This is a genomic window from Pedobacter sp. Bi126 (assembly GCF_918698245.1).
In the GTDB taxonomy this organism is placed as follows: Bacteria; Bacteroidota; Bacteroidia; order Sphingobacteriales; family Sphingobacteriaceae; genus Pedobacter.
Window position 1 is genome coordinate 1,240,039 of sequence record NZ_CAKKMS010000001.1, and the last position, 26,479, is coordinate 1,266,517.

The 26,479-nt window shown below is 41.5% G+C and carries 22 protein-coding genes; 6 read left to right on the forward strand and 16 right to left on the reverse strand.

Going from position 1 to position 26,479, the window contains the following annotated elements; genetic code table 11:
* Nucleotides 1-334: 334 nt before the first annotated feature.
* From katG to LQ201_RS04970, 7 genes are all read right to left on the reverse strand, one after another.
* Nucleotides 335-2,611 carry a catalase/peroxidase HPI gene (katG, locus tag LQ201_RS04940; RefSeq protein WP_256449145.1) on the reverse strand — a complete coding sequence of 759 codons (2,277 nt, stop codon included), beginning with the start codon at nt 2,609-2,611 and terminating at the stop codon, nt 335-337.
* Between the two features lie 255 nt (nt 2,612-2,866).
* Nucleotides 2,867-4,255 (reverse strand): serine/threonine-protein kinase, encoded by a 1,389-nt coding sequence (locus tag LQ201_RS04945; RefSeq protein ID WP_230145652.1) that lies wholly within the window; start codon nt 4,253-4,255, stop codon nt 2,867-2,869.
* Nucleotides 4,248-5,048 carry an FHA domain-containing protein gene (locus LQ201_RS04950; RefSeq protein ID WP_230145653.1) on the reverse strand — a complete coding sequence of 267 codons (801 nt, stop codon included), beginning with the start codon at nt 5,046-5,048 and terminating at the stop codon, nt 4,248-4,250. Before LQ201_RS04950 ends, LQ201_RS04945 begins: the two co-directional genes overlap by 8 nt.
* 127 nt (nt 5,049-5,175) lie before the next feature.
* A complete protein-coding gene (locus LQ201_RS04955; protein ID WP_230145654.1) occupies nt 5,176-9,279 on the reverse strand; it encodes an FtsW/RodA/SpoVE family cell cycle protein in 4,104 nt (1,367 codons plus the stop codon).
* Nucleotides 9,266-10,711, reverse strand: coding sequence for a PP2C family serine/threonine-protein phosphatase (locus tag LQ201_RS04960; protein ID WP_230145655.1), 1,446 nt, complete (start codon nt 10,709-10,711; stop codon nt 9,266-9,268). The genes LQ201_RS04955 and LQ201_RS04960 overlap by 14 nt, the downstream gene beginning before the upstream one ends.
* Nucleotides 10,712-10,805: 94 nt before the next feature.
* Nucleotides 10,806-11,759, reverse strand: a complete 954-nt coding sequence (locus LQ201_RS04965) for a hypothetical protein (RefSeq protein WP_230145656.1) — start codon at nt 11,757-11,759, stop codon at nt 10,806-10,808.
* A gap of 49 nt (nt 11,760-11,808) precedes the next feature.
* Nucleotides 11,809-13,152, reverse strand: a complete 1,344-nt coding sequence (locus LQ201_RS04970; RefSeq protein ID WP_230145657.1) for a serine/threonine-protein kinase — start codon at nt 13,150-13,152, stop codon at nt 11,809-11,811.
* 483 nt (nt 13,153-13,635) lie between these two features.
* On the opposite strand from LQ201_RS04970, the gene LQ201_RS04975 reads away from it, so the two are divergent.
* Complete coding sequence (locus LQ201_RS04975) at nt 13,636-14,226, forward strand: GIN domain-containing protein (protein WP_230145658.1); 591 nt, start codon at nt 13,636-13,638, stop codon at nt 14,224-14,226.
* 181 nt (nt 14,227-14,407) lie between these two features.
* On the opposite strand, the gene LQ201_RS04980 is transcribed toward LQ201_RS04975, so the two are convergent.
* The 3 genes from LQ201_RS04980 to LQ201_RS04990 are packed head-to-tail and all read right to left on the reverse strand — an operon-like array spanning nt 14,408 to nt 16,244.
* Complete coding sequence (locus LQ201_RS04980; protein ID WP_230145659.1) at nt 14,408-14,827, reverse strand: cupin domain-containing protein; 420 nt, start codon at nt 14,825-14,827, stop codon at nt 14,408-14,410.
* A gap of 19 nt (nt 14,828-14,846) precedes the next feature.
* Nucleotides 14,847-15,275, reverse strand: coding sequence for a RidA family protein (locus tag LQ201_RS04985; protein WP_230145660.1), 429 nt, complete (start codon nt 15,273-15,275; stop codon nt 14,847-14,849).
* Between the two features lie 57 nt (nt 15,276-15,332).
* Nucleotides 15,333-16,244, reverse strand: a complete 912-nt coding sequence (locus tag LQ201_RS04990; RefSeq protein ID WP_230145661.1) for an alpha/beta fold hydrolase — start codon at nt 16,242-16,244, stop codon at nt 15,333-15,335.
* A gap of 158 nt (nt 16,245-16,402) precedes the next feature.
* Between LQ201_RS04990 and LQ201_RS04995 the strand changes: the two genes are divergently transcribed.
* Both LQ201_RS04995 and LQ201_RS05000 read left to right on the forward strand, forming a co-directional pair.
* Nucleotides 16,403-17,815 carry a sensor histidine kinase KdpD gene (locus tag LQ201_RS04995; protein ID WP_230145662.1) on the forward strand — a complete coding sequence of 471 codons (1,413 nt, stop codon included), beginning with the start codon at nt 16,403-16,405 and terminating at the stop codon, nt 17,813-17,815.
* Nucleotides 17,816-17,823: 8 nt separating this feature from the next.
* Nucleotides 17,824-18,543 (forward strand): response regulator transcription factor, encoded by a 720-nt coding sequence (locus LQ201_RS05000; protein WP_230145663.1) that lies wholly within the window; start codon nt 17,824-17,826, stop codon nt 18,541-18,543.
* A gap of 176 nt (nt 18,544-18,719) precedes the next feature.
* On the opposite strand, the gene LQ201_RS05005 is transcribed toward LQ201_RS05000, so the two are convergent.
* Nucleotides 18,720-19,187 carry an Lrp/AsnC family transcriptional regulator gene (locus LQ201_RS05005; protein ID WP_057933797.1) on the reverse strand — a complete coding sequence of 156 codons (468 nt, stop codon included), beginning with the start codon at nt 19,185-19,187 and terminating at the stop codon, nt 18,720-18,722.
* A gap of 200 nt (nt 19,188-19,387) precedes the next feature.
* On the opposite strand from LQ201_RS05005, the gene LQ201_RS05010 reads away from it, so the two are divergent.
* The 3 genes from LQ201_RS05010 to LQ201_RS05020 are packed head-to-tail and all read left to right on the forward strand — an operon-like array spanning nt 19,388 to nt 22,578.
* Complete coding sequence (locus tag LQ201_RS05010) at nt 19,388-20,434, forward strand: PLP-dependent cysteine synthase family protein (RefSeq protein WP_230145664.1); 1,047 nt, start codon at nt 19,388-19,390, stop codon at nt 20,432-20,434.
* A gap of 28 nt (nt 20,435-20,462) precedes the next feature.
* Nucleotides 20,463-20,912, forward strand: a complete 450-nt coding sequence (locus LQ201_RS05015; protein ID WP_230145665.1) for a protein-disulfide reductase DsbD domain-containing protein — start codon at nt 20,463-20,465, stop codon at nt 20,910-20,912.
* Between the two features lie 16 nt (nt 20,913-20,928).
* Entirely contained in the window at nt 20,929-22,578 is a 1,650-nt protein-coding gene (locus tag LQ201_RS05020) for a protein-disulfide reductase DsbD (protein WP_230145666.1), read from the forward strand.
* A 373-nt stretch (nt 22,579-22,951) separates the two neighbouring features.
* On the opposite strand, the gene LQ201_RS05025 is transcribed toward LQ201_RS05020, so the two are convergent.
* The 5 genes from LQ201_RS05025 to LQ201_RS05045 all read right to left on the reverse strand — a co-directional run bounded on the left by LQ201_RS05025 (nt 22,952) and on the right by LQ201_RS05045 (nt 26,019).
* Nucleotides 22,952-23,350: a hypothetical protein gene (locus tag LQ201_RS05025; RefSeq protein ID WP_230146608.1), complete on the reverse strand. Its 399-nt coding sequence runs from the start codon at nt 23,348-23,350 to the stop codon at nt 22,952-22,954.
* Between the two features lie 39 nt (nt 23,351-23,389).
* Nucleotides 23,390-23,671: a hypothetical protein gene (locus tag LQ201_RS05030; RefSeq protein ID WP_230145670.1), complete on the reverse strand. Its 282-nt coding sequence runs from the start codon at nt 23,669-23,671 to the stop codon at nt 23,390-23,392.
* Between the two features lie 162 nt (nt 23,672-23,833).
* The gene (locus tag LQ201_RS05035; protein WP_230145672.1) at nt 23,834-24,031 is read right to left on the reverse strand and encodes a hypothetical protein; all 198 of its coding nucleotides are present in this window, start codon (nt 24,029-24,031) and stop codon (nt 23,834-23,836) included.
* 625 nt (nt 24,032-24,656) lie between these two features.
* Complete coding sequence (locus LQ201_RS05040; RefSeq protein ID WP_230145674.1) at nt 24,657-25,301, reverse strand: hypothetical protein; 645 nt, start codon at nt 25,299-25,301, stop codon at nt 24,657-24,659.
* A 61-nt stretch (nt 25,302-25,362) separates the two neighbouring features.
* A complete protein-coding gene (locus LQ201_RS05045) occupies nt 25,363-26,019 on the reverse strand; it encodes a hypothetical protein (RefSeq protein ID WP_230145675.1) in 657 nt (218 codons plus the stop codon).
* Nucleotides 26,020-26,479 lie beyond the last annotated feature (460 nt).

Here is a 26,479-nt window from a genome sequence, read left to right on the forward strand (position 1 = left end):
TTATCGCCTATTAGGCAATTTCTGAAGGGGATGATATGTAGATATATGCTGTCATAATTCCTAAACATTAAAAAGATTGTTCATCAGGAATGTCACAAAGCTAATAAATTTTCGGGATCTTAAAGAAAGAAGAAATTCTAATTGAAGTGTTAGTATTTCTGAAATTATCAATAAGTATAGTTACCTTGTTTTTCAGACCGAAAACATTAAGTAAATATCAAATTGATTTATACTCAGAAACATTAATCTTTGGTGACTAACCTTCTTTAATGAAATAGTGTAAAACAAAAGGCACCGAATTCCGGTGCCTTTAAATGTTGCGCTGTATTTCTGATTAATTTAAATCAAAACGATCTAAATTCATTACTTTATTCCAGGTGGCCACAAAGTCTTTAACAAATTTACCTTGTGCATCCGAGCTTGCATACACCTCTGCTATTGCCCTAAGCTCTGCATTAGAACCAAATACAAGATCGGCACGGGTTGCGGTCCATTTTGGCTGACCAGTTGAACGGCTGCTTCCGATATAGAGTTCTTGATCTTCTCCAACAGCTTTCCATGCGGTTTCCATATCCAATAGGTTTACAAAAAAGTCGTTAGTTAACTGGCCGGGTTTTTCGGTTAAGACACCATTTTTCGAACCATCAAAATTTGTATCCAACGCACGTAAACCACCTACCAACACCGTCAATTCAGGTGCTGTTAAAGTGAGCAGCTGGGCTTTATCAATCAGGAATTCTTCTGTAGGAACAGGAGATTTTGAATTACGGTAGTTACGGAAACCATCAGCAGCTGGCTCTAAATAACCAAAAGATTCTACATCGGTTTGCTCTTGCGAAGCGTCCATTCGCCCTGGTGCAAAAGGCACTGTAACTGAATGGCCCGCAGCAGCAGCAGCTTTTTCTACCGCAGCAGCACCTGCCAATACAATTAAATCGGCCAGTGAAACTTTTTTGCCATCAATTTGTGCTGCATTAAATTCATTTTGAATATTTGCTAATACGCCCAATACTTTCTGCAGTTGTAGAGGATTGTTAACTGCCCAATCTTTTTGTGGCGCCAAACGGATCCGTGCACCATTGGCACCACCACGTTTATCAGAACCGCGGAAGGTAGAAGCTGAAGCCCATGCAGTAGACACCAGTTCGGCCACACTCAGTCCCGAAGCGAGTACTTTTACTTTTAATGCGGCAATATCAGTTTCGTTGATCAATGTATGGTTAACCGCAGGGATTGGATCTTGCCACAGCAATTCTTCTTGTGGCACATCTGGCCCCAGGTAACGTGCCAAAGGCCCCATATCGCGATGGGTTAATTTAAACCATGCCCTGGCAAATGCATCAGCAAACTGATCTGGATTTTCTAAAAAACGTCTTGATATTTTTTCATAAGCCGGATCGAACCTTAAAGAAAGATCGGTGGTAAGCATCGTTGGCAGATGTTTTTTCGATCCATCAAACGCATCAGGAATAATGGCATCTGCATTTATAGCTTTCCATTGATGTGCACCGGCAGGGCTCTTCGATAATTCCCATTCAAATCCGAACAGGTTTTCGAAAAAATTATTGCTCCATTGCGTAGGTGTTGTGGTCCAGATTACTTCTAATCCACTCGTAATGGTATCAGCACCTTTGCCAGAAGCGTAACTATTGTTCCATCCTAAGCCCTGACTTTCGATACCCGCGGCTTCAGGCTCTTTGCCCACGTGATCTGCTGAAGCAGCACCATGGGTTTTACCAAAAGTGTGCCCACCAGCAATTAACGCGACCGTTTCTTCATCATCCATTGCCATCCGGCCAAAGGTATCGCGGATATCTTTCGCTGCAAGAATTGGGTCTGGGTTTCCATCCGGCCCCTCAGGGTTTACATATATTAAGCCCATTTGCACGGCAGCAAGTGGCTTTTCTAAGTTACGTGAGTGAACATCTCCATCGGCATCGTCATCCGTAACCACTACACCATGTGCTTTATGTGCGCCATCAGAACCGTGTGCATAACGAAGATCGCCACCCAACCAGGTTGTTTCCGAACCCCAATATACCGATTCATCAGCCTCCCAAACGTCCTCACGCCCACCGGCAAATCCAAAGGTTTTAAAGCCCATCGATTCTAAGGCAATATTTCCTGTTAAGATCATTAAATCTGCCCACGAAATTCTGCGCCCGTATTTTTGTTTAATCGGCCAAAGTAATCTGCGGGCTTTATCAAGGCTCACATTATCTGGCCAGCTGTTCAGCGGTGCAAAACGTTGTAATCCGGCACCGGCACCACCACGGCCATCGCCCACCCTATAGGTTCCGGCACTGTGCCATGCCATGCGGATAAATAAACCTCCATAGTGACCAAAATCTGCCGGCCACCAATCTTGCGAATCGGTCATCAGTGCATGAAGGTCTGCCTTTAATGCCGCCAAGTCTAAACTTTTAAAAGCTTCGGCATAACTAAATTCATCATCCATTGGGTTGGATAAGTTAGAATGCTGGCGTAAAATACCCAACTTTAACTGCTTTGGCCACCAGTCGCCATTTCGGGTACCGCCACCACCTACATTACTCTTCATGCTGCCGTTATGAAACGGGCACTTGCTGATATCGTTCGATTCTTTTTCCATATATTAATTTGTTAGTGAAATCCGATCCGTTGTTAAAACTTAACCAGATTATTATAAATTTAGAGAATTGAAAGAACTAATCACAATCATTTAATTCTATAATGGAATAGTTAGAATCTATTACTATGCTATATCAGCAATTTAGGAGGATGCAAAGGCTTAGATCATTAAAATTTAACCTTATGTTAATCCTTCTTTAAAATAAAAGGCCACATTAAGTATTTAAATTTCGGAAGGTATGGTGTAACTGCTTTCTCAGAATATACCCAGAAATTTCTTCTTCTTTTTACCGTTCTGTTTCCTGGCTTTTTCGTTTGCTTTTACTTGCTGCACCCATTGCATTTTTGCTTTGCGGATACTGTCTTCTCTCGCTTCTTGCAGTGCTTGCCTGTATTGCTGATTTGCGATTTCAAATGGTGACCGGTATGGGGTTGTCGACATGGCCGTAATATTATGGTTTTCTGTCTTAGTTAAGCTATAAACTACAAAGGCAACAAATAAGGCACAGACTGCAGCGTAACCTAAAAAAGCCTTTCTTGGGGCATGGATGTAATTTTCCTGATGATATTCACCAGTCGAACTATTGTATTTTATTCCGGCCTTTAGGGCCAGGGGTTTTAATGTTGCCAGCTCTTTTTCAAGCTTTTCGTTCTTTTGCTGTGTCTCACCGTATAAGGCGGCATAACGCAGGGCTTCGTTGGGTATGGTGTTTTCTCTGTGCCTGCTGTCTTGTGGTGCCGACAATATTCCGGCAGTAACAGCCTTCTGCAGTTCCATTCCATTGGCATACCGATCATCTGGATTTTTTTGCAGGCATCGCCCAATCAGCTCAATCAACCATTGGGGTACCTGCATTTCCGCATGCAGAATATCGTCCTGAAACTTATCTTCCAGATTGCTTTTACGCAGTGACATGGCATCTGGGATTTCCTTTTCAAGATGTGAAATCATGACCGTATTGCGGGCGGTATCGCCTCCGCCATCGAGTGGAAAAGGTACCTGCCCGGCCAGGAGTTCGTACAGGATGATACCGTAACTATAAATATCTGTCTGTAACAGCATTTTTCCCTCATGCTGTTCCGGTGCCATAAATTCTACTGCCCCTGCATGGCGAATGCTTGTCCTGCGCTGCTCTTCACTCATAATGGCCAGGCCAAAATCCAATAGCACGTAATTGGCAGTCTGTGTATTGTACTTTACATTATTGCTTTTAACATCGCCGTGTTTGACCCCAAACTGATGACAATGTGCAAGTGCCGCAGCCAATTGTTCAGCGACTTTTAACAGTTCTTTAACGGTGAAAACTTTTTGATGCGGAGGCAATAGTAGTTCGCTAAGTTCGGGGCCTTCGATGTATTCCATTTCTATATAAGGAAAGGACCCGCTATCGGTGATCCCTGAACTGAGTATTTTCACCACATTCGGGCTGGGATGGATGTTTACCTGCTGCAGCTTATTCACTTCATTGAGAAAATTCCGGTAGTTTTTATCGCTGTCATCTTCCACGTAGATTGGTGTAGGAATAAGTTTGATGGCAGAATAAACCGGCCCCATGCGCATTCCTTTGTAAACAGATCCCTGCCCACCAGTTTTTAATGCACCGAGGTTTTGTAGCCCTTCTGTAATTGTAAAAATTTTACTCATGATGCTGCGGCTTAAAGCTAAACTCCAATACGACAGATTCGCCTAAGATAATCTGATCTCCCTCGGCTAATTCCTGCCCGATCTGGGTAGCATGGAGTTTTACTGTCTTTTCGGTAAGCGCTGAACGCAGTTTAACCTTATTGCGGGGTGGTATTCCACCTTCATCTGCGAAGATTACAAATTTGGCTATGCTGGTATCCCATTCGATGTGCGCATGCTGTCTGCTGATGTACTTATTTCGTTCATCATCACTTTCTGATGGAAATGCAATGTGGTTGGTGCGGAAATAACCTTCATCAGACTGTGCCTTTTCATCTCTGCCGATATTGTATTTTCCACCCGCGGAAGTTATTTCATAGATTGGCTGTAAAGTCTTCCCGCTAAGTGCTTTCAGGTAGGCCTTAGCCTGTTGCTTAACAAAATGGGTTTTGGTTTTGACCAACAGTGCTATTGGCAGATTTTGCATTTCGACCGCATCGTCTGGAATAGCTTCGTCGAAAGCAACTTCAAGTGACCAGCCCGAAGGCAGATCCAGGGAATAGTCATCACTGATGCGTTGTATCTCGTTTTTTAATTGGTCGGGATCCTCGGTAAACACAGCAGCTTCATACACATGGCGCGCTGCTGGGCTGCAGTATATAAAAATACCCAAACCTTTGATATTTGCGCCTTCTCCGCCCTCCGCTTTTTGTAATTCCTGTTTTACAAACTGTAGTAATGCATGCCTGATTCCCTTCACATCATCGGGATGTTCCCCACTTGCGCTTTTGAAGAGGTCGAATATCGTTTTCATCTATATTTTGTTAGTGCTTTGCTAATGTGTTATAAAATATGTCGAGTTCAACACCTGCGTTGTTCCTCAATGTGGTGAAGATATACAAACTATTGATTGATGGTTTTAGTTTAAATGTTTCATTTCTTCAATTAAGTTCCGATACAGCTGCCTTGTTATCAGTTTTGGCCGAAGGCACAATGCTTTTAATATAGCCACCCTCTTTTAAGAACGGAATTACATGCCTGCCGGCCAATCGTACAGCGTCTGATGATCCTTTGGTAGCTTCAATGCGGATACAGACTACAATATGACCATTGCCAGTTGCAGTCGGTGCAAAAAATACATACCAGCCATCATTAATCTGCTGTTTCTTCCAGATCCGCTCCGGCGTACCGGTTTTACCGGCAACAGCCAGTCCTAGCGTTTGCACTTTTGGACTGCTCTGTTTGATCATGTACTCCTGCATCAGTTTGGCGTATAACGGATTGTTTACCAATTTCGTACCAGTTTTTATCGCCTGTGGCTGATCGCTTACTTTAAGTACAAACCTGTTTGCAATCATATTTCCATTATTTGCAATCCCCGCAGCCATTCTTGCCACTGCCGCAGGGGTTGCAATAAGTGCGCCTTGCCCCCAAGACATTCCGGAAATTCCCTTTGCCCTGGTCTTTCGGATATTGTTGGGATCATACCTTGGTTTGGTGTTGAATTCGGTCCTGCGCCAAAGCTGTTTCCATTTTTCTTCCTGTGCGGTGTTTTCGCTGGGCTTATTGTAATAATATCCTCCTGCCCCATGCAGGAACATGCCTGTTTTTAAGTACAGCTCGCCCATGTTTTCCTGCAGCTGTTCCTGGTTTGCAAGTTTGATGAAATAGACGTTGTTGGATTTCACCACCGCACGTTCCAGATCGATCCATCCCGTTTCATCCGGCTCGATACCTTTTGTACGGATACGCTCCCAGGAGGCCACCTGGTATTTTTTTTCAGCAGCAGCCATGCCCAGTTTATTGAACGATGCCATGGCGGTAATCAGCTTAGCGGTTGAGCCTGGCTGTGTGAAATTGGTAAAGCCAAGGTCAGCGGTCGTTATCCACCCCGAAAGCTGATTCTGTTCTGCATTGGTCATGGTCAACCGTTCCCAATCATGTATGGGTGGTAGTGGATATACGGCTGAAGTAAGGACATCGCCAGAACTTGCTTCCATGATCACTACAGAAACCCGGTTATCCGATAATGAAGTGTCGCGGGCAATTGACTTTTGGATCTTGGTCTGCAGACCGGCATCCATGGTTAACTGTACATCACGGTTTTTATTTTTAAAATCTTCAACTTCTTTGCTACTGATACCGGCAAGGAGTAATGGAGAAAGCGCGGCGTAATCTTTTTTCACAACCGTCATTTCCTTAACGCCCCGTGCCAGGAAACGGTTTTCACTATATCGTTTTGCAAGAACCGTAAAGCTCTTTACCGGCAGTTTAAAGCCACGGAGTTCGGCTGCGTGTTCATAATCTGCAAAATAGCCATTAACACTTCCATTAAATATGCCTGAATTTGCGTCGCCTGTCCAAAAAAACAGTTGTTCTTCGAAAGGATAATATCGGTCTAAACGTTGATGTACCGCCGAATCGAGATTGTAATTTGGGATACCTGCACCAATAAGTTTGAAGTGTTGCGCCCTCACACTGTCTACGTTGCTGGTTGCCATTAAAACTCCCTTGCGGTCGTGTATGGTTCCGGCTTTTAAACGGTTCATCAGTATCGCGATACGGGGATTGTAACTGAACATTCTCGCGCCGCTGCGGTCGGCTACCAAGGCTGGCTGTACCACCCATTTCCGGTTGTTTAGCACATAGCCCGCTACATTTACGCCCAATAGCAGGATGCCCAAACAGACTGCAATCAAGGCCGGCACCAGGTTTTTATCCTGCGCTTTGGCAATGTACTGCATCTGTACGTCGCTGCCCCGGACCGCAGATACCGACATCAAAAATCCGGCGGCTAAAAAATTGAGTACAAGTGATGATCCCCCATAACTTTGAAAGGGCAGGGATACCCCAGATAGCGGTAGCGCTCCGGTAGAACCACCTGCTATGAGCAGGAACTGTACGAAGGTGGATACGCCGACCCCTGCACTTAAATAAAAGAGAAATGGTGATCCGGTCCTCCTCCCGATAATAATGGAGCGGTGTAGGTACAACAGGAACAGCAGGAAGATGCACAATATGCCCGTCAATCCAAATTCTTCACCTATTGAAGGTAAGATCATATCGGTATGTGCTTCAGGAATGGTTTTCGCAAAGCCCTGCCCTACGCCCTGACCGGTTGCACCGCCTGTAGACATGGCCCACAGACCATTGGCCACCTGATCGCCACCATAAACTTCATTGTTCCAGGCATCCTGCCAGATTGCTTTGCGATCTCCCAGGCGCTGCACAGGCCCAGGGAAGACGCGGTCCAGATATGGAATCTGATCAATCGTTAAGAAAGCCGACATGATCACCAGCACCATGATGGCGGACTCACTGAGCTGCCTCCGCCCGAAAAACATCAGCATACCGACCAAAAGCAAGGTAACTGCGGTGGATATCCATACGTTTTCAAAAATCCATGAGGCCAATACGTACAACACGATAGCGCCTGCCATGAACATAAAATCGCCGCGGGAGAATGAAAATAGTATAATAAAGGTGAAACAAACCACCATCGCCGGGCCAAGGTCTCCCAATATCAGAAATAACATGAGGGTTAACAGTATCGCCAATAGGGCAAAGGAGAAAAATGACCATCTTTTTTTCCAGCTCAAATATTCACTGATCAGTTTCTCGTTTACGGCAAAAAATCCTGCAAGAAAAAAAATGATCAGATATTTCACCACTTCACTGGGCTGAAATCCGAACAGGTTTACCTTTACACCACTCCCTTCCGGCCCGGTTCCGAATAAGATCGTGAGTGCCAGCAATCCAATAGCGGCCAGTGCCCAGGGCCAGCCGTTTGCGGCTGATCGGATGTTCTTAAATAAAAGCTGGCGGTAAAGCCAGGTATCGGTATTGAAACGGCGCAGTTTAATGCACAGCATCAATAAAATGCCTCCAAAACCCATGAGCAGGTATAAGAGGGAATCTTTAGCTAAAAAACGGTCGCGCAGCGGATCCTGCAAACTCAGCAGCATCAGGAATGATATGCCAGTAAGCATCATCACTACAGGCAATATGACCTGATCGGCAGTGCTGAATTTCCATGACAGGATGAAGTGGACAAGTAAAAACCCACCAATCAGGCTTCCGCAGATGATCATAAACCACTTGTTAAATTCCTCGGGTGTTCTGATGATTAGTGATTTTTCCTTTTTGAGGATATTGAAGTCTCTGGTAGAGAAAAGCTTTATCGTATGTGGACGCTGTTCAAATGTGAAAGCGGTATTTTCATCAAGGTTTTGGACGCCCTTTGAGGCGCCAAACTGAAAACCTGGTTTTAAAGGCAATATCTTGAATGCCTGGTTGCCGGGCAACTTAGCAAAAGTGAATTCACCTGCAGTACCGGTACGGGCGTAGGCAGTGAGCTGGAATAATTTCCGCTTACCGGCAGTATCCAAAGTATAAACCTTTGTAATACCATTAGCCTTTTCAGTTATATTTTTAATGGCTTCTGTCGGTTCGTCGTTGTAAATACTGTCCTGTGGCAATATCATTTCCAAACGGACCAAAACACCTGGCACAGCTTTATTATTCTCTAAGATTTTTCCACTGATATCATACTCGCCCATGCCGAGATTTACCTGGGAGGGATATGGACGGGGATTACTTTGCTCCTGGTCGAATTTAAGCGAATCATCACCCGTATAACCGAGCAGTGCCCGTGATGCCAACACCCTTGCTTTAAATGATTTCCCCCCTTTTTTATAGGCCTCATCTGCAGGTAAAAAGTACCTGCGTTTGTTCACTTCGCCAATGTTGTCGAGTTGCCCGGCATTTGGCGTTGCAGATGCAATGGTTTTTTCTATCAGATCAATGTCCCGCTGATCTTCAAAATAATAACCTTTTTTAAGTAGGTTACGGATATGCTCGGCAGGTTTTTCCGCATTCAGGTTAACCATGGTGCCGGCTTTTAAGCGTGGTACAACTTCTGCAAACCTGGGCTGAATGATCGCGTATAACTGATAGAAAAAGAGTGCGAGAACGGTTGCGGTGGCTAATATGAAGATCCGTTCCTGAGCCCGGCTCACTTTGACAGGTCCTTTATTCTGCTCCATTTTTCGAATCTGCGGTTTTAGGGGTATTACCTTTTAGTGTACCTATCTTCATCAGTTCTACATTTACCGGTTTCTGGTCAGGGAAATGGATGCTATTTTGTATGGGAAGCAAACAATTGGTAAAGGTGACATTTTTGAGTAACAGTGCCTGGTCTGAAATGGCGATGGCCGTAGCGAAGCCTTTAAACTGCAAACTGTCCAGCTTCAATAGACTGGATTGAGGGAGCATCGCTATCCCTGCACCTTTGTATCCGCTATCCGCTTGCAGCACAATGCCCTTTGCCATAACATACAGGGTGTCTTTCCGCAGGCGTAACGTATCGCTGATCAGGACCGGACTTTTAAAAATCGAGTCGGATAGTACCAGCGTGTCACCCAGGGCATGGTCAAATGCATCTTGCAGTAACTGCTCCTGACTGTTTCTCATCTTTTGTTTGGGTGATGGATTTAGTGTTGAAACAGGGGCTGCTGGGTGCTGATTCTGCAGGTACATAAATATGGTAGTGCCAAGGAGGATGAGGCATAAAATAACCAGTGCGGCGAACCGATAATTTCTTTTGGGCGCTGCATGAGTTTCCAGTGCTGGATTTTCAGGCGTCCGTATGGCCTCATTATTTTCTGCTCCTGCGGCTGCCTGAGGCTGTTGTATAAAATCTGGTCTGGTTGGTATTACCTTTTGAGGCGCTTTGTTGTTCTGCAGTAGCACAACGGTGATGTTATCTCGTCCGCCGTTTTCATTGGCAAGCGCGATGAGATTGCCTGCTTTTTTAGCAAGTGTATCTCCTTGTAGAAGCAGGGTGGTAATATCCTGCCTGTTTACCATATCGGTCAGCCCATCACTGCATAATAAGAGAAGATCGCCCGGCAGGAAAGGAGATTGTCCGGTTTCAATATAACTCTCATCGGTAGCAATCTGATCGCTGAAACCGATCGCCTTATTGATTTCATTGCGTTTTGGATGCTGCATAGCAGCGGCCTCATCCAATCTTCCCGAATCTTCCAGAAAACCTACAAATGAATGGTCTTTAGAGATTTTGATCAGCGATCCGTCCCGCAACAGGTATAATCTGGTATCGCCAACGTGCGCATAATAAAATTGATTATGCTCAATATCCGCAATTACCATAGTGGCCACGCAGGCCATTTCAGAAAGTTCTGCCTCTGTTTGCTTTTTGGCAATGATTACTTCATTTGTATTCCTGAAGGCGCTGATCATCTGCGAGATTGGATCGGCCGGACGACCTGAAAATTGCATTGAAATCTGTTCCGTCGCAATACCTGCTGCTACTTCGCCACCTTGATAGCCACCTACGCCATCTATTACAGCTGCTAAAATCAACTGATCGTTGGTGAGGGACTTAACAATAAAGCTGTCCTCGTTGTTGTCTCTGGATTTGCCGGTGTCTGTGAGGCCAAAAAAGTGTTTATCCATTTTTATTACGGGAATTTTTAATGTCTTTAAAATGAACGATCATCAGCGCAACGACCAGTGATAACAATAAAATTGATAGCAGTTGCGACATAAGTTAGGATTTAAATAGATTTATACCGATTATGCCGTTAAGCAACATCCTGGAGTTCAGCGGCAAAGAAACCCATTGTGGTGAATTAATTTCGCTGCGTTGTACCAAAACCTCGTTCAAAGTAGTAAGTTCGCCGAAAGAAGCCAAATAGAAATTACCGTCTGTTTTGTTGTAGCGGATGTGTAGGTGTGGCGAATTGGCCCATTCTGAGGCGATCTTGAAAATATTGGAACCTTCGCGCTCGTCATCGTTACCCGAAACGATAGTATCTTCTGTTTTAATCAGGAACTCTATTTTTTTGCCTGAAAACTGCTTATCGGGTATGATGGCTTCCAGCCGGCCGAGAACAGCCTGGTCCTTGGACGGGGTAGTATTACCATCAACATATTCCAATTGCGCATCGTATGGGATTTCCATATAGCCTTCGCTGTAGTAAGTGAAGCCCTTTAAAATATCGTTGTTGATATCGAATGTCTGTGCAATACCAGTTTGTCGGGGAATGAATGTTACCCGTAAATTTTCCGATTTCTGATTGTTGTCTGGCAGCAGTTTTCCGATAAAACCCTTATCGCCCCTTGCGTAATCCGGATGTGATACCAACCGGAATACCCATTTTGAGCCGGATGGTTCTACATTTTTTCCGGCTTGCCGGTGTTCTCTTAAAATCGCATAGAATTTTTTGACTGTTTCCTGTACGATCAAGCCCAAAATTCCCTGTTTATTGTCTATAAATTCACGGTAATCTTCAGCGTTGAAGGTAATAATGAATTCATGATAAAAAACGATGCGATCGGCAAAAGATAATTCCCTGATGGACTCCTTAAATTTATCCACGATAAAGCTGTAGATGGTTTCGGGAGTGAGTTGCGGTGCTTTTTGGTCACTGCTCTTGTTTTCATCGGTTAGAAACCAATCCTGAATACCGATACGTTGCCAGAAATTTGATTTTGTTTCCATAAGTAAGGGTGCCTATGCGGCGGTTAAGGGCAATTGTTTTTTCTTAAAATTAAAACTGTACAGGGCTAACTGAAGTATCAGGGTTAAGGTCTTCTGTGCTATCGGCAGCTTTATCTCTGGCTTTATTGATCTCTGCGTTGATAGCACTATCCACCGCCCGCTTTGCTGCTGCTGCTTCAGCCAGCTTGCGCTGATTCGCCAATCTTCTTTTTTCTTGTGCTGTGGTATCAACTGCCAGTGGGATCGAATCTATGGGCTGGACAGCTTGCTGTGCCTGCGGCTCGCTGCGAAACTGGGAATAGCCCAGGAAAGCAAGCAATCCGATAATTGAGATGATCATAAGGGCAAACGCAAAATGAGGTAACAGTATACCGTTTCTTTGCGGAATCTGGGCTATACTTTCCAATGCCAATACCTGTTTACGGAGTGCTTCGTTCTCCGTTTTGAGCGAATCCATAGCTGAATGGTCTATGGGTAAAACATTGCCCGATAAGCTTCCGCTAAGCACCGCTTCATGTAAAGCCATTCCATCGCTGTACCTGAACATAGGATCTTTCTGCAGACATTTTTCGATCAGTTTTAGGAGCCAATCCGGAACCTGCATCTCCCGTGTTTTCTGTTCCTCAGTCCAGCCCGTGGGCAAGTTTGCTTTGCGCAGACCCAATACGTCAGGCACTTCACTTTCCATATGACCGATCATTACCGAATTGCGCCCGGTATCACTATTTCCAGGTAGCGGAAAGGGGACCTGACCTCCGAGTAATTCATATAAGATGATGCCATAACTGTAAACATCGGTTTGCAGAAGCATTTTGCCTTCATTTTGTTCGGGCGCCATAAACTCCACCGCACCTGCATGCCTGATGCTACTTCTACGCTGCTCCTCACTCATAATGGCGAGTCCAAAATCCAGTAGCACATAGTTCGCTGTATGCAAATTGTATTTAACGTTATTACTCTTAACGTCGCCATGTTTTACCCCAAGTTTATGGCAGTGCTCGAGGGCAGCAGCCAGGTGTTGTGCAACTTTTATGACTTCGCTTAGCGTAAATATCTTTTGATGAGGGGGTTGGAGCAGCTCACAAAGGTCAGGCCCTTCTATATATTCCATTTCTATAAATGGGAAGGACCCGCTTTCGGTTATGCCGAAACTGAGCATTTTTACAACATTCGGACTGGGATTTTCATTTACCTTTAGCAACTTTGCAACCTCGTTTTCAAAATTGCGGTAATTTTTATCATCGCGGTTCTCGGTGTATATTGGAGTAGGGATTAATTTCACTGCGGAGTAAATTGCACCGATGCGTTTCCCTTTATATACCGATCCTTGCCCGCCCGTTCGCAGCGCTCCTAAATTCTCGAGTCCTTCTGTAATTGTAAATACTTTACTCATATTTCTCCTAATAACAATTATAGGGATTTTTTGTTGCCAAATAATAATTTAAATGTGATGGCGGCTTACACAGCCCTTCCTTTTTTTTGCCTCGCCAGGAGGAAATTCCCACTGTTGCCGGCAGTCCTCGATTTATACCATGAGCTGGTTAAAAAGATGATTGATATTGCTAATAACGTGCCTCGGTTTCATATCTTATTCACGGAGCCATTATTGTGCCAGAACCCAAGCTGGTAAAGCAACAAGGTATTGATGCGATTAAAAAGCAGTTAGTTCGAACTTTCGTGGATTCACCGCTCAGGAAGAAAACCTGAAAAATTCACAAGCGACAACCATCTTTTTGTCTCTGAATTTCTGGCGTTGGTCGATTAGCTTCCCAGGCTGGTATAATGCTGCGATTTGCGCTGAAACGTTTCTAGTGGTTGCACGTCTTAATATCAGAACAATCAATAAAAACATTATAAAAATTAAAACTCAAAGCATATGAAAACTTTATTCAAAACATTATTCGCATCATCTTTAGCATTGGTATTATCTACTTCAGCAGTATTATCAGCTAACGCATCTGAAACCATCAAACCTGTTCACACTGCAAAAGCATTGAGCTTCAAACGCATCAAAGTAAAAGGAAATGTAGAATTGACCATTGTACAGGGAAAACGTACCGGCATCAGCTATACAGATGAAAACACTGGTAAAGCTAAGGTTGTGCAGAGCGGAGATGGCTTAGAGATTACCGCTTTGGATAACAGCACTGCAAAACTTACCATTTACGTAAATGATATCTATCGCATCCATGCAATGGATAACGCTAAAGTAAAAACAGAGGGTAAAATCAATACGCAATATCTGCAGGTTTTCTTAAGCGGAAATGCATCACTAGACTTAAACTCACAGACCGAAGGGTTGTATACTGTGATCGAAGATCATGCTGATTTAACCTTAAGTGGTTCAACTGCCGACCATATGCTCGTAATGGGCAAAGGACAAAAGCTGACCATGGATAAATTCGTTGCAGCCAATACAAAAACAAGCCTAAACACTGAAAATGCACTAGCTTCCCTTAGCAAATAAAAAAAGAATTATATTTTGGTTCAGGCGGTCTGTTTACGGACCGCCTTTTTTGTTTAATCGATACAGGTCTGTTCTGGGTCAATCTGAAAAAAAGAAAAATGCATGCCTTTCATCGCCCGATCTATTCTATCATTGATCTCTATATGGTAATTCCGCGTGCAATAGCATATCCCCCAAATAGTTAAGGTTTCTCAGCTTTCAATGTTAATAGCGGTTTTCCTTTTACTACGATATAAGTTGCCAGTTCAGAAGCTTTTACTTTGCCAATATTCCTGGCAGAATGATTTTTTCCAGCGGGAATGAAAAGTACTCCGCCCGCTTTCAGCACAACAGGCTTTTCTCCCTCAATTACATATTCCAGCTCCCCTTCTAAAACATTAATAATTTCTTCGCCCGGATGCGAATGCAGGCCAAAGGCCTTGCCTGGCTCAAAATCAACACGTACCTGAATCGCTTCGTATCCCGGCACAGAAAGGTCATGCCGTTGAAGATCTGTGCGTTTAATACCAGACTGTTGCGCTATCGCTTTATTTGGCACTAAGCAGCCAAACATGCCTAAAAATGCGATGATGTGTAAGAAGTAACGTTGATATATTTTCATTTTTTTGAGGTTTAAAGATTTACTTGACAAGTGCTATACAATCAATTTCGATTAAAGCACCCAGAGGTAAAGCGTTAATTTGAACAGAAGTTCTGGCGGGCATTTTTTCAGAAAGATAGCTGGTGTAAATTTCATTTACCTGCTGTAACTGTGAAATGTCTTTTAAATATATATTTACTTTAATAATGTGCTGTGTATCCGAATTATGCTGTCTCAGCAAAATCTTTAGGTTATCCATGATCTGCTTAGTTTGCAATGCCAGATCTGGCTGCAGCAATTTTGTTTTTGGATTTATACCTAATTGGCCCGAAGCGTATAGAATCCCATTGGCAATGACAGCTTTTGAATAAGGCACCTTTTCTTCGCTCAAGGTATACCTTACTATACCAGCATATGGTTTACAGGAGCAAACAGATACCATAAGAAACAGCCAAAATACAATTTTCATTTCTCTTAAATATTAAAACAGATGTATCGCATGAGTGATACATCTGTTTAATGGGCTTTATTGTTTAATGAAATTCAAAAGTTCTGAGTTGAATTTTTCCATCTCCTCGATGAACAGGGCATGGCCGCTTTTTTCAAGAGGGACCAGTTTAGCGTTTTTGAGTAGTTTACTCATTTGTTCCGCCAGCTCATAAGAACAAATTTTATCTGATCTACCATGTAAAATCAACGTAGGCAACTGAATTTTTTTCAGGTCGGCACGCAGGTCAGCGTCTCTTAAAGTCTTAAGGCCTTCTGCCATTGCATAAGGTGAGGCCTGCGCCTGGATTGTACCCAACCAAGCACCATAGCCTGGAGCAACACTTGTCTGGCTTGCAGGAAAAATCTGCCCAAAATTGGCCAGCAACTGAGGCCTGTCTGTATTATTCAATTTGATTAAACCGTCTACGTCTTCTTTTGTCCAAAGCCCAAAGTTAAAATCGGCTCTTTTTGTCCACATTGGTGCAGCTGCGCCGAATAAGGCCATTTTAGATACATGCGCACCATTATACTTGGCTACATAATGAATCACTGTTGCCCCACCCATCGAAAATCCGCCAATTGTGGCATTTTTGATATTTAATTTATCAAGAATGACCTTGATATCATCAGCAAAAACATCGTAATTGTATTTACCTCCCGGTTTGTCTGACAGGCCAAATCCCCGTAGCGTAATGCCGATTACCCTAAAGCCTTTTTCTACAAAATAAGCGTACTGATATTCGTACATGGCGTCGCTTAACGGCCAGCCATGGATCAGGATTAAAGGCTGCCCTTCACCCAGGTCAGTTACGTGAAGTTTTACATTTTTCTCAACTTCTATGTATTCCTCACGCCCATACGCAGCTGCAGACCTGTTTGTTTGTCCGTAGGCAGTAATGCTGGTCAATAATGTGATCAGCAATCCGATTTTTAAAGTTAAATTTTTCATTTTTATAAATAATATTTAAGAGTTGTAATAACGGCAATATGGTTTGCCGCTATCGATCCGCAAATTTATCCGGCATTTCCTGTAAATCCTGTTAATGAAATCATAACGAAATGTTAATGGGACCAGACCGCTTCAATTTTTTATTATTTTAGCGCAAAATGACCGAGCTCAAAAAGTATCAAACAACTGCCTTCACCGGGTTTATCATCCTTGTTGGGGTGCTGCTGTACCTGATATATAACACATTTGAACTAAAGAACAAGCAATATCAGGTCGATTTGAAACAAAAGCTGAAACAGTTTTACTTAAAAAATGTCAGCAAGGAAAGTATTTATGCTGGAGGGTTTTCGCTCCTAGACAGCTATCTCGTTAAAAATATCGAATCCTTAGAAAGTCAATATCTTAAATCTGGCTCCATAAAAAACCAGTACACTGATTCACTTCTTGCAATGATGTTTGAGGAGTTACAAACCAGAAATCCAACTGACTCCCTCATACAAGAGATAAAAAAACAATATAAACTGGATGATCAACTTGAATATCTCATTGTCATCAACAGCATCAGCCTGCGGTTCAGCGATAACAAGCCGATCCCTTTATATCACTATCAGAAAAAATATCCGTTTCTAAAAGCAAACCTACAGTCTCCACAAGGGTACATCGTTAGCGGAAAACTTAAGTCTCCCCAAGCACAAAACATAGTCACTTCAATGTCTATGGGGCCATCCAGTCCATATTCCTATGATATCACTGTCACTTTCTTTGCCGATCGCATTGACAGACAAGCTGAAATCTTTAAAAGTGCTATTCCGGTTTTATTGCTTACCCTGTTCGCCTTACTGTTAGTCTTTTTTGTTTATTATTTTACATTTAAAAGCTGGTCTAAACAAAAAAAGATATCAGACATGAAATCTGACTTTATAAACAGTATAACCCACGAATTCAACACTCCTATTTCGACAATTATGGTGGCTAACAGAGCGATACAGAATGAAAAAGTATTTAACAGCAAAGAAAGCATTACTGAATTTACTGAAATCATTGCAAGGCAAACCAAACAGCTACAGACCTTATTCAATCAGGTAATGGACATTACCCTGGTAAATACCGAAATAGAAAAAAAAGAGGTTATTTTCTGCCAACTTTTAACTGAAGTAATACAAGACTACCGTGTTAAAATGCATGATAAAAATGTATATTTTTACACTCAGGGTATAAACAACGGAACGCAGGTATACCTGAATAGATTCTGGGTGACCACCATGTTATCGAATATCTTCGACAACGCTATAAAATACAGTGATAAAACACCTAAAGAAATACACATCACCGTTGATGGGACATCGAATGGTTTGAGGATCAGCATAAGAGATAATGGAATAGGAATGGAAAAATATACGGTTGAACATCTCTTCGACAAGTTTTACAGGGGCAAAAATCCTGGCCGGGAACATGTTAGCGGCTTAGGTCTTGGCATGTATTATGTGCAGCAATGCATCCAGATCCATAACTGGAAGTTGGAAGTGCAAAGTAGCATCGGACAGGGAAGCGAAATTTTAATTGTGATTTAATGCAGGCCGTGAAGAGAAGACTACTTTATGTGGAGGATGAAACAGATCTGGGTAATGTAACCCGACAGTACCTTGAACTGATGGATTTTTCGGTGGATTGGTGCTGTTCTGGAGCAGAAGCGATTAACCTATACCAAAAAAATCACGCTGATTACAATCTGATTATCATAGATATTCAACTTCCCGATATTGATGGATTCGGGGTGGCTGGAAAAATCAGGGAACTTAACCCCGATGTATACTTTCTTTTTCTTACGGCGCGCAAAGAGAAACCCGACAGGGTGAAAGGGCTTACACTTGGTGCGGTAGATTATATCTGTAAGCCTTTTGACATTGATGAACTGGTATTAAGAATACGGAACATTATCTGGCATCAAATCCCTAAAGCACAGCGGGAAAAGGAATTAGTAACTAATATACTGAACATAGGTGACCTATGCCTCAATAAAGACTTGCTGGAACTTAGCATACCCGGGCAAACCCCAATAACGCTAACACAGCGTGAAGCGGAGTTGCTGGAATATCTCAACAAAAACCGGAACGTAATCACCAAGCGGGAAGAGATTCTGGTTCAGATCTGGGGTGAAAGCGACTATTTTTTAGGAAGAAGCCTTGATGTTTTTATCGTCAGACTACGGAAATTGCTTGCTGTTTCTTCAAACGTAAAAATCAACAATGTTTATGGCGTTGGATTTATATTTTCAGTGGCTGGAGTGGAGCAATCATGAGTAGTTTTCGCACCGCCGCCTTTCAGGTACCTGCAGGCCTAAATTATTGAAAATTGTTTGCTTTAAAGAGATGATTTTTTTGATAATTAGAATTACATTAACCCGATTACCAGCAGCGGTATCCAAGATTACATTGCTTGAGGCAGAAAAATTTTGTCACAAACCATCTAACGGGATCAGATAGGATATGCCGTTTCACTTTTAGGCTCTGAGAGTACAAAATAACTTTGAACAGTTGTGATATTGGGCAGTGTAGCGAGTTTGTTCCGCAGAAATTCGTGGTAATCATCCATATCCCTGGTCGCGATACGGAGAATAAAATCGTGGGCACCGGTCATCTGCAAACATTCCATTACCTCGCCAAACTTCGAAACTTCGGTTTCGAATTCGATCAGGGTTTTAGCCGTATGTTCTTTCAACAATACATGTGAAAAAGCGATCAGGTTTCTATTGATCTTTTTCCGGTCGAGAATGGCCACAATCCTTTTAATATAGCCTTGTTCCTTTAATCGTCTTATCCGTTCATGGATAGTGGCTATAGATTTATGCAGCTTCAAGGATACTTCTTTATTGGTTAAAGAAGCATCATGCTGCAATAATTTTAGTATTTCTACATCAACCTGATCTAAATCTCCGTGGGTCATTGGACGATAATAAATTGAAAAAAAATATAATGAAAGTTAAAAAATCAAGCCAAAACTGAAATAAAGACTAAATAATAATCAAAAAAGCAGAAATTTTCTGTAAAAAACAACATGTGTTGACGTAAAAAATTATAATACTGAATTTTACCGAAATAAAAATCAATCAAAATAGCCACTGCTATCCGATGTAATCAACAGTTATGAGCACAATAACAGCAAATAAAATGACTTCTGCCATGGAGGGAAAATTCGAACATTTATCGCTTCTGGTTGGTAACACACCAATGCTAGAGCTCACCTACACCTACCAGGGGAACGAGGGCAAAATTTATGTTAAATGCGAGCATTACAACTTAACTGGCAGCATTAAAGACCGGATGGCACTTTACACGCTAAAAAAAGCATATGCCGAAGGTAAGATCAAAGCTGGTGATCGGATTGTTGAAGCCACCAGCGGCAATACCGGGATTGCATTTGCGGCCATAGGCAAAGCTTTGGGCCATCCGGTTACCATCATTATGCCAAATTGGTTGAGCAAAGAGCGCATGGATATTATTAAAAGTTTAGGTGCAGAGATTATTCTGGTGAGCAAAGAAGAAGGCGGTTTTATCGGCAGCATTAAACTTGCAGAACAGCTGGCAGCAAGCGATCCAAATATTTTCCTGCCTAAGCAGTTCGAGAATATCGCCAATCCGGAAGCACATGAACATACCACAGGTAAAGAAATCTGGGAGCAGTTGCGCTTGAAAAATCTTTCACCTGATGCTTTTGTTGCCGGAGTAGGCACCGGGGGGACTATTATGGGGGTAGGAAATTTCTTAAGAAAGCAAAATCCGGGCATTAAGATACATCCATTGGAGCCTGCAGAATCGCCGACCTTAACCACTGGTTATAAAGTTGGCAGTCATAGGATACAGGGCATTTCTGATGAATTTATCCCCGAAATCGTTAAACTGAACGAGCTTGATGAAGTGTTGCAGGTAAACGATGGCGATGCCATACTTATGGCACAAAAACTGGCCGAGAAACTGGGGTTGGCCGTAGGCATATCATCGGGCGCTAATGTAATCGGCGCCATAAAACAACAACAAAAAATGGGTGTGAAAAGCTGTGTAGTGACCATCTTTTCAGATAGCAACAAAAAATATTTAAGTACCGATTTAATGAAGGTAGAAGCGGTTAAAACCGGATACATTAGTCCTGAAGTAGACTTTATCGACTACCAGGCCTTTAGCAGATTACATTAATCAAAACAATCAACAAATAAACCACAACATGAAAAAAATCACCATTTTATGCTGCGCCATATGCCTGATCAGCCTTAGCGCATACAGCCAGATTTTAAAACCTGTAACCTGGAGTTACGCAGCAAAAAAAACCGGGCCGAATACGGCTACTGTTTTCATTAAGGCCACTATAGATCAGGGCTGGCACCTCTATTCGCAATTTGTTAAAGATGGCGGTCCGGTTAAAACAACCTTTAGTTTTCCATCATCAGGTGCTTATACCCTCGTTGGAAAAACCATCGAACCAAAAGCCATAACCAAATTCGAATCTACTTTCAAAATGGATGTAAGCTACTTCGAAAAGTCAGTAGTATTTCAACAAAAAGTAAAGCTAAAAGGCAAAAGCGCAACCGTTAAAGGTAATGTAGAGTTTATGGTATGCGATGACAAACAATGTTTACCACCAGAACAGGTAGATTTTAGCATTCCTGTAAAATAATAGCGTAACAAAGCATATGATATCCTTAAAGAAAATCTGTCTCGGTTTGCTGTTCTGTTGCGCAATATCCTTAAGTGGATATGCACAGGACAGCACAAATACCGAAGAGCTGACTTTTACAGAGATTAAGCCAGAAGCGGTTGACAGCACAATTAAAGCAACTGATACTGTTGCTAAAATAGCTGCTCCTGCTGTTACTCAAAAAACTATTGCCCAACCGAAAGAAGAACAAAAAACCTTGTGGGGAATTTTTATTGCAGGTTTTGTTGGCGGTTTAGCAGCTTTGCTGATGCCCTGTATCTTCCCCATGCTGCCCCTTACGGTAAGTTTTTTTACTAAAGGATCAGAAAAAGGAAAGGCCTTTCGGCGTGCGGCACTCTATGGCTTTTTCATTATCCTTATTTATGTGGTGCTTGGGCTTTTGGTAACGGTAATTTTTGGTGCCGATGCCCTGAACAGCCTGTCTACCAACGGTATTTTTAACTTTTTTTTCTTCTTATTGCTGGTTGTTTTTGCAGCTTCGTTTTTAGGGGCATTCGAAATTACCCTGCCCTCTTCCTGGGTAAATAAAATGGATGCCAATTCTGATAGAGGCGGCATTGCAGGATTGTTTTTCATGGCCGGAACTTTGGCCCTGGTATCTTTCTCCTGCACAGGCCCCATTATAGGCACGCTACTGGTGCAGGCAGCCACAACAGGGGCTATATTAGGCCCTGCAATAGGCATGTTCGGTTTTTCTCTGGCCCTGGCCATTCCTTTTGCACTGTTTGCACTTTTTCCATCGGCAATGAACAAACTGCCGAAATCTGGCGGTTGGCTAAACAGTGTTAAGGTTGTGCTCGGTTTTCTTGAACTCGCTTTTGCGTTAAAATTCTTAAGCAATGTAGATCTGGCCTACCACTGGGAGTGGTTTGACAGGGAAATATTCTTAAGCCTGTGGATTGTTATTTTCGGGATGATGGGCATGTATCTTTTAGGCAAACTGAAGTTTTCCCATGATAGTCCGCTGGCTTTTATCTCCGTACCGAGGCTTTTTCTGGCAACAATAGTTCTTGCCTTTACCGTTTACTTAATCCCTGGCATGTGGGGCGCACCGTTACGCAGTGTATCGGCTTTTCTTCCGCCACAGGAAACACAAGATTTTGACCTTTATACTGCTGGATTACTTGCAGGAAAACAAACGTCAACAAATGATGGCCCACATAAATATGCGGATAAGTTCCATGCACCATTAAAGCTGAATGCCTATTTCGATTATAGCGAAGGTTTAACTGCAGCCAAAAAACTAAACAAACCCGTACTGATTGATTTTACTGGCCATGCCTGCGTAAACTGTAGAAAAATGGAAGCTAATGTTTGGCCAGACAAGGATGTGTACAAAATGATCAACGATGATTATGTACTGATCCAGTTATATGTAGATGATAAATCGGAACTGGCACCAGCTGATGTAGTAATTACACCCGAGGGAAGAAAACTCAATACCATTGGTAAAAAATGGAGTGATCTGCAGGCCAGGAAATTCCAGTCTAACTCACAGCCTTTTTATGTACTGCTCGATCCCAAAACAGAAGCAATACTGGCACAACCACAGGGTGCAGATTATGATATAACAAATTATAAAAAATTCTTAGAAAACGGGGTAAACGCTTTTCATAATAAATAAAAACATACTGGTCATTGTAGAAGTATGGCCAGCAGTTAGTGATAGTTAAGACGACGATCTGGGCATTGCCGGATGGCATGCCCATTTTCACCACCAGATGCGTGTGATAAGAAACACACCTATCCCACCTTAATACCTAACCATAAAACTTAAAATTTTTGTTGCCGCTATATTACTTTTACATCCTTTTTTTCCTGTCTTCATTCTTAATCCCATCTTTTCCTTAAAACCTAGCTCTAGAAAGCCGCGAGCTCCTGCTTAGACAATGCAAAAGGAGCATGTAAATAGCGAACCGATTAAACACACGATACACCTGCAAGGGGATTGTTTGAATAGGCGGTAGCAAAACGCTACAACCAGACGTATTCGGAAACTATCCTCTTATGTAAAGTGTCAAAAAGAAGAAGACTAAGGGAAATATAACCACACATAATGTTATAAAAATACTATTTCTTCTCTCCTTTTCAGATTCATTTTCAAATTCATTCATGATCGAATCATGTAGTCTTTCTTTTTGCATCAAATACTTAAAAATGAAGTATAATGGAAAAAACAACAATAATGGCCACAGATACATAATTGTTCCAGCCTTAGCTACAGGAAAAGTGAATAGTCCCTTTCCAAAAAATATTTTCATGACATTAAATAGCCCAAAAGCCATAAAAACCATTATTGCAAATATTACACAAAATATAGATACTAATGGAATTGACCTATCATTGTCATAGTATTTATAGAGCCTAAAATATATATGTCGTATCTCTTTTTTCATTATTTGTCATTTTAATAATCTGCGATCATATCACCAGGATTATAACCCATGGCATCCATTATTCCATACGCCAAAGATACGATTAATCTTAAGCGCTAGTTGAGCAATTGATAAGCCCAGCTTCGCTCCATCTGCAAAGGTCATTTTAGAAAGCCCTTTTTGATATATATTATTAACATCATTTTTAAGGGCAGCTACACCGAGTACCTTTCCAGGGACACCTAAATATTTCCCAGCCTTTTCTGCAACTTCTCGAGTTGTCGGATCCTTTGCAAAGGTAGCTATACCAGAGGTAATAGTTTCCACAGCTCCTGCTCCCAAAGATGTCCCATCTAAAATCTGTTTACTGGGTCGACTGATTCTGAGATTGCTTAAACTTGAACTCCTAAAGAAATAACAAAGCCCAACATTTCTGCTAGGCTTTGGATCTTATATTGATAGTAAAGTATTAAAAATCATTAAGCATCTAATTTGAAATAATTGCTATTTCTTTACAAGCCTCTTTGAAAGTAAAACAACTGAAAGTAAAGTAAAAGCTAAAATTATAGCCCATTTCGCCAAGAACCACTCAGTATCTTTAGGAATTTTATGACCTGAACCATAAATAGCACCCCAGTATAATAAATCCAAACATAAAAAGCCTATTACAACAATTTTCAAAACTAAAATAATTACTTTCATATCAATTCATCTTTATAGTGCCCGAAAACCCTTGCTTTAACAACAATCCAATCATTAACGACACCCGATTATTCGACATCCCTCTGAAATTCAATTCTTCATTTTTTTTTAAATTTAACATCTTTTCCTGCCATTAGCCGGGTAACTATTCCCGCGGATCTTGTAAGATTTGAAGCATCATCAGTTGACCCAAACATACCTTTAAATAAAGTTTGTTTAACGGATGACCAATTTGAACCAAAATGCTCATGAGTTGTCATTCCTCCATGTACTATTGCGTCTTGCAAAGTATGAATACCCTACTCAAATTTCCCTAGATCTTTACCTCCATCAGAACTAAATATATTATCCCATCCAAATTTTAATCCTCTGGCTGTTGCTTGTTCTCATGTCATTCCACTTTCAGCTTCTTTATCACTCATCATAGAATGTCAAACATTATTTTTTTTCCAATTGGGAATCTTTAGTTTTATTATAATTTATTCCAGAGCGATAAGGATGGACTTTTGTTGCGAGTGGATGCCACATAAAATCAGCAAATCTTATCGATTAGTAGGATGATCAGCATATGTACTTGAATAATGTGCCATCTCATCTGCTTCTTTTTTTGTGAATCCAAGTGCTATTAAAGCCTAGAAGATATCCCATCAAAGAAGTTGACCTGATAATTTTTATTTTTCAATTTCTTATCGTACTCCAGGTCAAAAATCAAAGAAGGACTAATCAATTTACCCTCAACTATAAAGATAGGCTGCCGTTGTTTGACTCCTTTGATAGATGTGTTTAAATACTTCCATGTGCCGGTATTAGATTTATTTATCAAAAATTCCCCACAAGTCGCAATTATAGGGATTCTGAGTTCCCATAATTGTGCTTTATCCAAAGTACTCAAAAATTCATCGATCCGCTTTAGTTCATCCATTCTTTCAAATGCAATTTTAGATGTAAAACGCTTAATAAAAGTATTAATATATTCATCCTTGTGTTCAATAAAATTCTCATCATCTATTGGATAAATAGCAGTAGTGACATAAGTTTTTTCTGATTGTGACAACGCAATAAAACTCTCAAAATCAATAAGATTTTGGAATAAGTAATACTTAACGCCAATCACATCATAGATAACTCTGCCATCAAGGAGCTGATAGTAACAACTACCAGACTTTCCAACAGTAATACCCTTAACCTCAGGCCCTAAACTCAACATCTCCGATTTGGTTTTTTTCGAGATGCTACTGTACCTTATTCCAATACTATTTTGGCTTTTCATAATTTGTGCCTTAGAATTAAAAAAACAACATTAGTATAACTTAGCTTAACTCTTATGACTACTATATATTAATATCTATTTTCCATAATCGGTTTACATTACTATAATCATCTGTTACCACTACAGTCTCATTATCCATCCATTTATAGGTAAAATAATAAACCGATTCTCCTTTAGCTAAACTTTCATTAATTAACAAAACCCGCTTTATCTCTTCCTCATTTCTGTCTTTAAGAATCCAAAAAACTTTAAGTTCGTTAAGACCCCATTCACACCAAAGCCCAAATTTATATTTTCTACTTGGAGAGTTTTTAAATTTACCCTGAACCAGAAATGAATAATCTAAATTAGCAGCCCTACAAGAGTTGAATGCATCTAACAGCGGATCTGAATCCCATCCTTCTTTACCTGCAATTGCCATCATACCTCTATGAACGATCTCAAGCAACATTTCCTTTTTATGATAGTCGCTTTTATCAAAATATTCTTCAAAAGCAAATGACATATTAATTCCTTTGCAATCATTCCAGTTAGTATATTTATTTACTTCATCGCCCCAGTCGTCACTCACCTGAATAAAACATTTCTTAACTTTTCCAACATCATAGTTTTTTAAAAAGGACCAGTACAGTTCTGAAATACACCAGCTTTGAGTATTAAATATTGGCGCATGTTTATGCTGATATCTAGTTCTTAGGTCGATTTGTGATAATGACATGTTATTTCTTCGGTTGTGGTCTAACTTGGTTAACAGGCCCGCTTCCTCCGTTGAGGATTGATTCCATAAACTGTAGGGTCATTATAATATTTTGTTCTATTTTTTTGTGCAACTCTTGGAGATGTTCCATTTACATTTAATTTCTGTCCACTTAATCCGTACTCCAAAATTTCGTCAGTCAACTCCTTGCCACTACAAAGTATTATCATTCTACATATCAAGCTATTGCGTTTACCGAAGAGGTATTTACAAACAAGCAAAGCCTAACTTTGCTGCCAGGCTTTGCTACAATTCTATTCATTTCTCACACGCCACAGGCGTGCACCAGCATGAGGAAATTTTAGCTAATATTGATAGATAGTTTTGTTCATTTGTATAATTGCACTGTAAGGGCTGAGCGCCTTACTTGCGGCGAAAGCCAGATCGCATGCTGTGCCACATTCATATTCGTTCAATCACT

Excerpts from the sequence above, each read along its gene's own strand:
- LQ201_RS05035 (WP_230145672.1), bottom strand. The coding sequence starts at position 24,031 with ATGAAAGTAATTATTTTAGTTTTGAAAATTGTTGTAATAGGCTTTTTA.
- LQ201_RS04950 (WP_230145653.1), bottom strand. The coding sequence starts at position 5,048 with ATGAAAACGATATTCGACCTCTTCAAAAGCGCAAGTGGGGAACATCCC.
- LQ201_RS04945 (WP_230145652.1), bottom strand. The coding sequence starts at position 4,255 with ATGAGTAAAATTTTTACAATTACAGAAGGGCTACAAAACCTCGGTGCA.
- LQ201_RS04975 (WP_230145658.1), top strand. The coding sequence starts at position 13,636 with ATGAAAACTTTATTCAAAACATTATTCGCATCATCTTTAGCATTGGTA.
- LQ201_RS04970 (WP_230145657.1), bottom strand. The coding sequence starts at position 13,152 with ATGAGTAAAGTATTTACAATTACAGAAGGACTCGAGAATTTAGGAGCG.
- LQ201_RS05045 (WP_230145675.1), bottom strand. The coding sequence starts at position 26,019 with ATGTCATTATCACAAATCGACCTAAGAACTAGATATCAGCATAAACAT.
- katG (WP_256449145.1), bottom strand. The coding sequence starts at position 2,611 with ATGGAAAAAGAATCGAACGATATCAGCAAGTGCCCGTTTCATAACGGC.
- LQ201_RS04960 (WP_230145655.1), bottom strand. The coding sequence starts at position 10,711 with ATGGATAAACACTTTTTTGGCCTCACAGACACCGGCAAATCCAGAGAC.
- LQ201_RS04985 (WP_230145660.1), bottom strand. The coding sequence starts at position 15,275 with ATGAAAATTGTATTTTGGCTGTTTCTTATGGTATCTGTTTGCTCCTGT.
- LQ201_RS05010 (WP_230145664.1), top strand. The coding sequence starts at position 19,388 with ATGAGCACAATAACAGCAAATAAAATGACTTCTGCCATGGAGGGAAAA.
- LQ201_RS05020 (WP_230145666.1), top strand. The coding sequence starts at position 20,929 with ATGATATCCTTAAAGAAAATCTGTCTCGGTTTGCTGTTCTGTTGCGCA.
- LQ201_RS05015 (WP_230145665.1), top strand. The coding sequence starts at position 20,463 with ATGAAAAAAATCACCATTTTATGCTGCGCCATATGCCTGATCAGCCTT.
- LQ201_RS05025 (WP_230146608.1), bottom strand. The coding sequence starts at position 23,350 with ATGAAAAAAGAGATACGACATATATATTTTAGGCTCTATAAATACTAT.
- LQ201_RS04990 (WP_230145661.1), bottom strand. The coding sequence starts at position 16,244 with ATGAAAAATTTAACTTTAAAAATCGGATTGCTGATCACATTATTGACC.
- LQ201_RS04980 (WP_230145659.1), bottom strand. The coding sequence starts at position 14,827 with ATGAAAATATATCAACGTTACTTCTTACACATCATCGCATTTTTAGGC.
- LQ201_RS04965 (WP_230145656.1), bottom strand. The coding sequence starts at position 11,759 with ATGGAAACAAAATCAAATTTCTGGCAACGTATCGGTATTCAGGATTGG.
- LQ201_RS05005 (WP_057933797.1), bottom strand. The coding sequence starts at position 19,187 with ATGACCCACGGAGATTTAGATCAGGTTGATGTAGAAATACTAAAATTA.
- LQ201_RS04995 (WP_230145662.1), top strand. The coding sequence starts at position 16,403 with ATGACCGAGCTCAAAAAGTATCAAACAACTGCCTTCACCGGGTTTATC.
- LQ201_RS04955 (WP_230145654.1), bottom strand. The coding sequence starts at position 9,279 with ATGGAGCAGAATAAAGGACCTGTCAAAGTGAGCCGGGCTCAGGAACGG.
- LQ201_RS05040 (WP_230145674.1), bottom strand. The coding sequence starts at position 25,301 with ATGAAAAGCCAAAATAGTATTGGAATAAGGTACAGTAGCATCTCGAAA.